Annotated in this window: 7 protein-coding genes; 3 read left to right on the top strand and 4 right to left on the bottom strand. The window is 57.1% G+C overall.

The genetic code is table 11. The features are described from left to right. The first annotated feature begins 405 nt into the window (after positions 1-405). Positions 406-1,083: an OmpW/AlkL family protein gene (locus AC0L2A_RS35255; RefSeq protein ID WP_473612811.1), complete on the top strand. Its 678-nt coding sequence runs from the start codon at positions 406-408 to the stop codon at positions 1,081-1,083. 607 nt (positions 1,084-1,690) lie between these two features. Next, the gene (locus AC0L2A_RS35260; protein WP_473612803.1) at positions 1,691-4,003 is read left to right on the top strand and encodes a S9 family peptidase; all 2,313 of its coding nucleotides are present in this window, start codon (positions 1,691-1,693) and stop codon (positions 4,001-4,003) included. Between the two features lie 928 nt (positions 4,004-4,931). Here AC0L2A_RS35260 and AC0L2A_RS35265 read toward each other — a convergent pair. From AC0L2A_RS35265 to AC0L2A_RS35280, 4 genes are all read right to left on the bottom strand, one after another. Next, on the bottom strand, positions 4,932-5,072 hold the full coding sequence (locus AC0L2A_RS35265) for a hypothetical protein (RefSeq protein WP_473612804.1): 141 nt from the start codon (positions 5,070-5,072) through the stop codon (positions 4,932-4,934). After that, the gene (locus tag AC0L2A_RS35270) at positions 5,072-5,575 is read right to left on the bottom strand and encodes a hypothetical protein (protein WP_473612805.1); all 504 of its coding nucleotides are present in this window, start codon (positions 5,573-5,575) and stop codon (positions 5,072-5,074) included. The genes AC0L2A_RS35265 and AC0L2A_RS35270 overlap by 1 nt, the downstream gene beginning before the upstream one ends. A gap of 457 nt (positions 5,576-6,032) precedes the next feature. Further along, entirely contained in the window at positions 6,033-9,098 is a 3,066-nt protein-coding gene (locus AC0L2A_RS35275; RefSeq protein WP_473612807.1) for a TrlF family AAA-like ATPase, read from the bottom strand. A 568-nt stretch (positions 9,099-9,666) separates the two neighbouring features. Beyond that, on the bottom strand, positions 9,667-9,903 hold the full coding sequence (locus AC0L2A_RS35280) for a helix-turn-helix transcriptional regulator (protein ID WP_473612808.1): 237 nt from the start codon (positions 9,901-9,903) through the stop codon (positions 9,667-9,669). A 110-nt stretch (positions 9,904-10,013) separates the two neighbouring features. Between AC0L2A_RS35280 and AC0L2A_RS35285 the strand changes: the two genes are divergently transcribed. Continuing rightward, positions 10,014-10,280, top strand: coding sequence for a hypothetical protein (locus AC0L2A_RS35285; RefSeq protein ID WP_473612809.1), 267 nt, complete (start codon positions 10,014-10,016; stop codon positions 10,278-10,280). Positions 10,281-10,402 lie beyond the last annotated feature (122 nt).

Raw genomic sequence — 10,402 nt, forward strand, 5'->3', positions numbered from 1 at the left:
CCCTCCGCCTCCCCCTTACCCGTGCCCGTCTACGACACCAATCTAGGAGCCAAGCTCTGGGCAGTTCCGCCTGCGCCGCCTCGGGGACATATTCGGGCTACGTTAATACGATGCCTATCCCGCTTACTTCTACGGACCAGCGCAGGCGGGCACAGCTACTGCAAGGACATCATTGCCTTGGGCAACAATTTCCTTGGCAGCGCGATCGGCTCGCACGCCGATAGCGTTCATTGGCGACCGGCAGGTCAACAAGGGCGAACTTCGACGAAGTGAGTACAGGTCTGACAATGCGCGCAGAATTTGCGAATAATGCGCGCCAGTATTCTGTAGATAGCAATCAACACAGCAGGACTATTCACAGTGAAGTCTAACGAGCAAGGAAACAACATTATGGCAACAAAGCGAATGAACGTGTTGCGGGGACTCACAGCGGCCGTCGTCCTGTTGCTGGTAGGACAGCAGGCGGCCGCGGCAGACCTTGCAGAACCGTGCGACCCGGATGAGGGTGCCTTGTTCAGGGAATGGCCAAGCCCTTGGCAGATCCGCCTGCGCGCGTTGGGGGTTATCACTGAGGATTCGGGCTACGTTAACGCGGTGCCCGGCTCCGGTCTTTCCTATTCGAACACCGTAACGCCGGAACTCGATATTTCGTATTTCTTCACGGACAATGTCGCAGCCGAGCTTATCCTCGGCACCACCTATGCCAACATCACAGGCCAAGGCTCGATCGGCGGGCTGGGGAATATCGGCAAGGTTTGGCTGCTGCCGCCCACGCTGACATTGCAGTATCACTTTACCGATTTCGGCGCCTTCAAGCCCTATGTCGGCGCCGGCGTGAACTATACGATCTTCTATCATCAGCAAGCCGGCAGCGCCGATGATCTCAAGGTCAAGAACACGTTCGGCACCGCGCTGCAGGTCGGGTTCGACTACATGGTCGACCAGCACTGGGGCGTCAACTTCGACGTGAAGAAGCTTTTCCTGAAGCCAGACTTCGACGTCACGGTGGCCGGCGCGAAGCAGACGGGAAAGGCGGAGCTCGATCCCTGGCTGATAGGCGCAGGCGTCACGTACCATTTCTGACAACGGAAGGCGAAGGCGGCTTACGCGCAGCCCGAGTCGAATGAAGGGCGCCTCGTGCGCCCTTTGCCGTCGGCCCGACGGTCCACTCTTGTCAACCCGACATACACCCAAGGTCAATGTGACTTGGGGTTGTCCGAGCTGTCGGATATGCGACGTTAAAAGTCATCCGACACAGCCGGTCCGATCGATCGCCTTGATCTAAAGGGATTTTCCTTTGGCGCGCATATTGCATCGTTCATCCGGACACGGATCAACGGACTGACGACAGCCATGCAGAGAATGTCGATAGCCAACACTTTGTGCCGGGCCCAATTTCGGCCCTTCCAGGTGCAGAAAAAGGAAGGGAGTGTGATTGCAAGCGTCATGGGGCTTTGAACATTCCATCATTGTGGACAAAAAATACCCTGCTGGCTCGGCGCCAACTCTTCAGTCTGCTTCACCCGGCCAGTTCCTGGATATCCGCGCAGTCGCACGGGTCATGGTGACTGCCGTCTCGGCTGCACCCCGCGTGCTGACTCCTTCGAGCAACGCTCAACGCTGCTGCACACCGGCGATGAAAAGCCAGATCCAACAATGCGTCTCCCGAAAACCGAAGAGGTGAACAGATATGGTCAAGATCGGCGCTTCGGCGCTCTCGTTATTAATTGAAGGGGCATCGGGATCGGCAACCGCTGGGGCGCTGGCCAACGGTTCAAACGGTGCACATCCACCGCTAGCGCCGAGCGATTTGGAGCGGGCACTGACGATCAACGATCGCTATCGCGGGCTCACCGTGAATGTCCCCGAGGGGCCGTTCTGGCTGACTGGAGCCAACGCGTTCATATACCGCCGGACTAGCCATGGCGAGCAGCAGTTCATGCGAGTCGATGCTGCCACGGGTTTGAAACGGCCCGCCTTCGACCAGGCCCGTCTGGCGGCGGCGCTAAATGAAGCGAGCCATAAGAGCTATCAGGCAGGCGATCTTCCCTTCGAGCGTTTCGAACTGACCGAGGATGGTCGCAGGCTCGACTTCCTGATTGAGCAGGTCCGGTGGAGCTGCGACGTTGCAAGCTATGTTTGCACCAGCACAAACTTGGATGTGGACGCGCCGGACTTTCAGCTCCGCCACGACTACACCCCCCCGGCTAAGAATAACCCCGACCAGAGGAGCGTCTCGCCCGACGGCAAATGGATCGTCTATATAAGGAACCACAATGTTTTCCTGCGCAGCAATGACGGATTGCAGGATGTTGCGGTGAGCCGGGATGGATCAGAGGGCAATTACTACGTCTTTTCGACACTGAGCTGGTCGCCGGACTCGCGCCATCTCGCGGCCTACCGCGTTCGCCCCGGCTACAAGCGGGTGGTCCCGTACCTCAATTCGTCGACGGACCGGTTGCAGCGCGAATATTCGGCAATGGTCTATCCCAAGCCGGGCGATGTCCTTCCGCTGCCCCAGCCGGTCCTGTTCGAGATTGCCAGCCAGCGCCAGATCGTGATCGACAACGCCCTGTTCTCCAACCCCTTCAAACTTTCCGCTCTCCAATGGTGGGCAGACGGTCGCGGCTTCACTTTCGAATATAACCAGCGCGGGCATCAGCTCTATCGGCTGGTCGAGGTAGACGCCGCCACGGGCCGCGCACGCTCGCTGATCGAAGAGACCAGCACGACCTTCGTTGATTACCGGCCGCTGGTGATGAACCAGTACCGTACCGGGAAAATCTTTCGTTACGATGTCGACGACGGGAAGGAGATCATCTGGGCGTCCGAGCGCGACGGGCACGAGCACCTGTACCTGTTCGACGGCCAGACGGGCGCGCTCAAGAACCAGATCACCAGCGGTGAGTGGGTGGTCCGCGCGGTCAACCATGTCGATCCGGTCAAGCGCCAGATCTGGTTCGAGGCGAGCGGGAGGAACCCGGGGGAGGACCCCTATTTCGTCCATGCGTACCGCATCGGCTTCGACGGTGCGGGGCTGACTGAGCTCACGCCCGAGCCGGCCAACCACCATGTCGAGTTCTCTCCCGACGGCCGCTACTATGTCGATCTCTGGTCACGCATCGATCTGCCGCCCCGCATGATGCTCTACCGCGCCAGCGACGATGTCAAACTCATGGAGGTGGAGACCGCCGACCTGTCCGAGCTCGTCGCCGCCGGCTGGCAGCCGCCACTCAGCTTCCACGCCAAGGGGCGCGACGGCAAGACTGATATTTGGGGCGTGATCCACCTGCCCGCCAATTTCGATCCGAAGAAGAAGTACCCGGTGGTGGAGAAAATCTATGCCGGGCCCCAGGGCTCCGGCGTCCCGAAATCCTTCTCAACGCGGACAGAGCCGCTCACGCAGCTGGGCTTCGTCGTTGTGCAGATCGATGGCATGGGTACCAACAACCGCTCGCGCGCCTTTCATGACGTTGCCTGGAAAAATCTGAAGGACGCAGGCTTTCCCGATCGCATTCTATGGCACAAGGCGGCCGCCGCAAGGTATCCGTGGTACGATATCTCCAATGTCGGCATTTTCGGCTGGTCCGCAGGCGGCCAGAGCGCGGTGGGCGCGCTGCTCTTCCATCCCGAATTCTATAAGGTCGCGGTCGCCAACAGCGGCTGCTACGACAACCGGATAGACAAGATCTGGTGGAACGAACAGTGGATGGGGTGGCCGGTCGGCATTGAATATTCCCAATCCTCCGCCATCGACAATGCTTACAGGCTGCGGGGCAAGCTGATGATCGTCGTCGGCGAAATGGACCACAATGTCGACCCGTCCTCCTCGCTCCAGCTTGCCGACCGACTCATCAAGGCGGGAAAAGATTTCGACATGGTCTATGTGCCTGGTGCCGATCACGGCGCGCCAGGCATCTATACTGAGCGCAAACTCCTGGACTTCTTCGTTCGCAACATTCTCGGTCAGACCCCACCCGACTGGGACGCTAAACGAACATAGCTGCAAAAGAGCAAATCGTCACGATGATGCTTCGGCAGCTTCTGCCTATAGCAATCCTCGCGCCCATTTTGTTGGCTGTGATCGAGGCGGCGAGCGAGCGGAGAACCGCTCGGACGAGCGCCTGCGCCGATTCCTGCGCAACGGGCCTTAGCAAGAGGGAAACAGGAACGATTCCGACGCTCGACGGCCGCAAAGCGGGAATTGAGGACAGGGCGCCCGGCCTCTGCCTGCCTCGTCGATGACCGTACGCTTCTGTCCTGCATGCTTCGTTTTGCCTCCGCTCGCCAATCGCGGCTTTCCCGGAAGCGGGACGGAAGCGGGGGTGGGCGGCGAGTTGCGACCGGAAGGGCCGCCGTCCAGGCGGACCGCATCCGTAGGACCGAAACGAAGAGAAGGACCCGAAGCGAGAGCGAAGGGTTGCGGGATGACGCGGCGGCACTAGAAGGGAGTGCCGCCTACCCTGCTCCGCCGAGGGGCCAAAAAAGAAGAGCTGCGCCCGCCCTTGCCCGCGCCAGGGCGGGAGCGGAATGGCTGAGACGCCTGAGATTGCCTAAGAAAACCGGGGGCTGGTCCGCGCTCCGGGAGGCGCGCTGGGCCAGCTACGTTTGCAGGCTCAACAGAATCTCGCACGGGTCAGCGTCAAGCACTGCAGTTACGTCGAGAAACTCAATGACATCGAGACGCCGCTCTCCACCCTCGACTTGGCCACGAAAGATTGCGGCCGACCAAGTTGCTACCTGCGTCTGGGTCAGGCCTTTGGCCTTGCGCAGCGATATCAGCTGGTCCAGAAACCGCTGGTGGCGGGGAGAGCGAAGAGATTTGGGCATGTAGGCGAACCGGTATGTCGCGCTTCTTCTCGGGCTGCAGGTCCGAGGCCCGAATGAACTCCTTCGTCAGATCGAAAAACTTCATGGTCTCGTAGGGACCATCACTGGGTAGCGCGCAGCCAAAAAAAGCCATCATAAAAATACGTCGCTGCAGCCTCTCGATTACTGGCGGAGATATTGCTGTCGAAGATGAAAGCCCGCCGGCCCTCAGGCTTCGGCTTTGTTGTGTTGACAAACGCCATCACGCCAATCTTATAGAGGCGATTGCAGGCGTGAGGAAAATATTGGTAAGGAACTCGACCACAGCGTTGGTGCCGGCAATGGAGCGCCGGAAGCCCTGTTGGATTTCTGCCTTGATGACGCCGACAAACGGAACAGACGCTGCCCCCACGCTTCCTTCGAACACGATGACCATACCACCGGGGATACGTCGTGCCAGCTGGGACTCGGCAAGTTTGGTCGCGATTTCTTTTGATCCCAACAAGAATGTTGCGTCGCTAGAGCCGACAAGCTCTTCTGCCGTCTTCAAGAAGGTGCCTGCACCAAACCTGACGATTCGCATCTGGAGGCTTTGGCTCTGACCCGACAGTGCATCAGTCATGCGAAGTCGAAAGGCACCCATAGGTTCAGCGCTCAGTAGCTCCAGGTTATTAGCATATGCCGGGGGCTGAATAGATTTGTCGTCGTTGCGACGAAAGACCTCGTGAACCGCAACGCGGTTCACCTTTAGATTCTCAAACAACATAGCTGTTCCCCTACGCCCTATAGAACATGTAATCTCACGATATCCCGGTCCGGAGAAAGGTTTCTCTGACAGGTGTCATGGCAGTAGAGGGAAGATCCGCTCCGCGCCGAGTAGGCGCTTGTCACTGAGACGCCTGCCCCCGGACGAAACGACACTGCGCCTTTGGCCGCACTGCGCCATGCTTTTTCGGTGCAACGGAATGGCCCTGCCGCACCTCCCGACGATGACAGCAATTTCATTGCTTTTGACTCGCGCTAGCCAGCGCCAGGGAAGTGCCGCTCGGCGGCTCGTGGAAGTGCCCACCGGATCGCCGGTGATTGCCAATCAGTTCCGTATTCCGGGTTGGGCAGCGCGAGAGGACCCGCAACGGGGAGTCCAGAGGGACATCTGCCGGGTGGTCGAAGTGATGTATCCGCTAGGCGGTCTTCCCATCCAGCCGATATAGTGCTCGGAACTCTCAATGGTACTTCTGACCTCTGTTATCGAAGGCAATCTTTGTGCCCTCCAGCACGTCAACCACAGCTTTATTTATGATCCCGTCTTCGATCGACCCTGACTGATACGAAATTCGCGCGCCGTTCTTCCGATCGAATGTTGCGTATATGATCTGCTCGGCATCGCAAACCACTGCCAAGTTTGGATTGTGCGTGACCATGATGATTTGTCGGGCCTTCTTTGCCTCATTGAGGACTGGCACTAGTAGGCTTACGACCGTCTCATTGTCCAGATTCTCTTCGGGCTGATCGAGCACTATCGGGTTTCGACCCTTGTCAACCAGCAGATAGAAAATCAGCAGTAAGGCGCCTCGCTGCCCGGGCGACAGCTGTTCTATCTGGGTATCCTGAAACAGCAGAGTGTACTTCGGCTCCAGATACTGAAGACCGAAAAGATAATTGTAGACCTCTGCTGGCTCTTTGTCCTTGCGCATGAGAACCCTGATCCCTGGAATATTGCTCGCCGCCTTCTCAGCGCTCTGCGTCAGCAGGGAAGCAATGTCCTCGGCAAAGCTCGTCGCCTCGGCCGCGCTCTCGAAACGATATCTCTCGAACCTGCTTCGGACTGCGAGGAAGCTCTCATCTTCCCCACGAAGCTCACCGATATTCTGCTTGATCGCACCGAATAGGTTAGTTGCAATCGCGTCAGGTGAGCCTAGGAGCTTGGCTTGGAATTGAAGCTTGTATTCGTCCCGGATCAGAGAATTGCTCTGTATCAAACGTTGCAGCGGCGTAAACAACTCCTCCCGCGCAGTTCGCTGTTCTTCCAGAACCGAAAAAATATGAGCTGTTACCTCCCGTCGCGAGGCCCGCTTTTGCGCAAGCTTCGTTGGCAATTCGTTTATCTGAGCGACCCTTAGCTTCAGTCCCTTGAGGCTTTCAGGTTCCGTTTCCGATCCTTCAATCGCCTCAAGTGCGGTTTGCCATTCGTTCAAGGCTTGTTTGTACGCTTGGTATTTCTGCTGCGGCTCATTCAATTTCTCCGAAAGCCGCTTCTGCTCCGCTATCAGCGCTGTCTCGGTCGTAGCGGCGCTTTCCACGTTCTTTGTGATCGTGTCGTCACTGCTGGCTAGCGTTTGCTGATGCTCTGTCAGGACATTACGATTGACGGTCAGGGTGATCAGGTCTTCTGCTTTCAACCCGGTAGTGGCAAGGTCGTCGGCGATCTCGGACACGAAGGCTGCGAGTTGCTTCTCAATAAGTCCAATTCGCTCGCGGATGTTGCGGATCGATCGCTGCTTTCTGCCGATGATCTGCCGGTCATCGGCAGCCTTTTTGGCCTCATTTTTCAGGCGATCCAGCACCGCACCGATCTCCGCCAGTCTGGCGCTTGCTTGCTGCTGATCGGCGGTGAGTTCATCGGTGGGCTGCTCGACTACAGACGGTTTGATTGCAGCGTGTTCCTCAATCTGCTTCCCCTTGAGCCGGATCTGCTCCTCAAGGTTTTTTTTCGCGTTGGGATGAAGCTGATCTTCGATATCCACAATATGCTCGTTGAGCGCCCGCAACGATTTGCGAAGCTCATTCGCCCGGGCCCGGAAGACATTTTCTTGCTTGTCGATGAGCTGATCGAAGCTCAGAGCCTCAAGGCGCACGTTGATTGGGACGTGAGAAAAAATCACCTCTCGGAGTTCCTTCTCGAACCCGTCAGTCTTCCCTGACACATGATCATTGCACAGAGCTTCGAATCGGCCTTGGGGTATGTACCGAACGAGTTCGACCCGTTCGGCCGACGGATCGTTGGCAAGGCTCATCAAACATGGATCGCCAGCTAGCCAAGAGAGCTCGCCAACGAATTGGCGAGCTGGCTCTCCTGCTTTCCCACGGAATCGATCGCGTTTCAAAAAGGAGAAGTGGGCACTTTGTTGGGAGTTGCCCAACAATGCCAAGATATCGGCGAGCGCGCTCTTGCCGCTCCCTTTGTTGCCGATGATTGCGATGAGGTCAGGGTTTAGAGGAATCTCAGTTCCATGCAACCAGGTATCGGCAAGCGTGCTGTCAGGGGCCCTGTCTACGCGAATCCGATCCATGTAGAAGGTCTTGTGCTGGTTGATACGCTCCAGTTTCGGTGGCCGTTCACCTAGAAACGAGCGCTTCGCGGGCTCTCTCAGCGCTTGCAACAATCCCTTCCAGGTTGGATCAGTCTTGATCCACGTGCGCTTGCCAGACGGAAAGTCGCCGTATCCACGCTTATCATTGGTCCCGTTTCCTCGGAAGCAGTGAGCATCGCTGCCCGACACGGCAAGTCGAGGGGTACCCTTCAGTGCAGCCTGGAAATTGCCAAGCCATTTCTTATTGCTCTCAGTCTCAACACCACAAAAGGCTGCCCAGAGATCGGGGCTTCTTGTCTCAAAGATTGGAGAGGATTCGAATAGACCTAGTGTGTAGGCGTAGTGGTTGGCCCAGTCGACAGTATTAAGGCCATCGTTGGTTGAGAAGGGCATAAAGCCGATTGCACGAGCACCAGGCACAAGGCGAATTGCTTCCTTGTATGAGTCGACATTCACTTCTGCGATTTTGCAGCCGGCGATGAACGCCTCCGCGTCGTCCGACGCAACTTTACTCTTCTCAAATCCATGTTTGGCCAGTTTGTCTACACCAGCATATCGGGCATATTCGATAAGCGCGTCGCGAGACAGCGGTTGATTGATCAGTTCGAGCTTCAACCGCGAGAGGAAGTCTCTGAGATGTTGATCACTGATCTCATTGGAGAAAAGAACATGAGCGTTTAGTCGCCCCTCCATCGGCGCCGCCAAACGCAGTTCAATACCAGGGAAAACAGTTTTCATAAGTACCGGCGCAGCGGGTTGGCCCTGCCGCGCCTTGAGGGCGAACCAACCATCGAATGTCCAGTAGTCCATGAGCCCAAACGCAGTCGGACTAGCGTCATTCAGCGCCCAGATCATTTCATCAATGAGCTGATCGTTTCGAGCTTTATCAGATCCGAATGGTTCGCCGTTCCAATGGAATGATGCCGGGGAGTGTATGTGTAAGTCCCATTCACGCCATTCAGATCCTCTGGAATACATGTTCAGGAGCCCTCCGGATCAAGGCATTAACTGGCCGTGATCCCCTTATTGTCCCACTATCGACCAGTTCTAAGCGACCCGATCGCGCTGCCGTACATTAACCTTAGGATCTCGAGACAACGCCTGCTCGCCACCTTCTTGTAACAGATACGCTTTGCTTTACGTCCGCATACGCGCATCTGCAGACCCCCTTGAGGTATTTACACTGACGCCGCCTGCCGAAACACCGCCGATCATCGTGCGTTGCGCACCGGCAGCGCGTGAAGAGCAGGCAGCCGAGCCATACTCAGTGGCAGCGTTGACGGGCGGATGCAGTTTGATCCGATGACTGCCAAGTCATGCGCCACTTAGCGTTGAATCCGCTAATATAATGTTCCGGCCGGTATCATCTCGATTTCAGATGGCTTGGCGCCACCTGGCCTTCCCCCTGAAAAGTCGTCGTGTGTGAATGGCGTTCGAGCTGACAAGGTTGATGAAACGGCCAGACACGGGACAAGCGACTACGAGGCTAGTCTAGAGCCAGGTTGGAGGAGCGGACGCGGACGGTCAGGCGGGCAGCCTTGCGCGACTATTTGGAAATCGTGGGGTCAGGCTGCTTGTCGGGCCGAACCAGGTCGATGTGGCTGACACCGAGGGCCAATGCGAGTTCATAGATCGTGATGATCGTTGGATTTCGTCGGCCTTTCTCCAAGCCGCTGATGTACTGCTGACTGAACCCGGAAATTTCGGCAAGCTGTTCCTGCGTCAGACGCTTCCGTTGCCTGATCCTCTGCACATTCCGTCCAACCAACTTGCGCATGTCCATGCATGCAAGCCAGCGGAATGCGCAGCTTGAGTTTATCAACTATATTATGTAATCCCCATTTAGAGGACGGAGGGCTTCTCGGGGACCGTTATCGGGAGATAGAATTAGCGATGGTACACCCTGGATCGAATACCCCGATTGCCGACGAGGTTCCTTGGTCTGAAGGCCTTACCGCCTACGACAAGGCGCACTTTACCATTTATATGAGGCTCCTGGACGCCTCAGCCGATGAGGCACCCGAAAAGGAAATGGCCCATCTGATCCTCGGCATTGATCCGGCACTTGAACCGGAGCGGGCCAAGAAGGCGCTTCGGAGTCATCTCGCCCGCGCGAACTGGATGGTGACGACCGGCTACAAGGAATTGTTCGCCAGCTGACAAATTGCGCAGTGCTCGGTTATTCAAGTACGCAATTCCTGTGGCAGCTAGAGCACGTCCCGTGATCGATGAATCGATTGTGATGTGACGACGAGCTTCTCCGGTGATTCAACATCCACCTT

Source organism: Mesorhizobium sp. WSM4844, assembly GCF_055811775.1.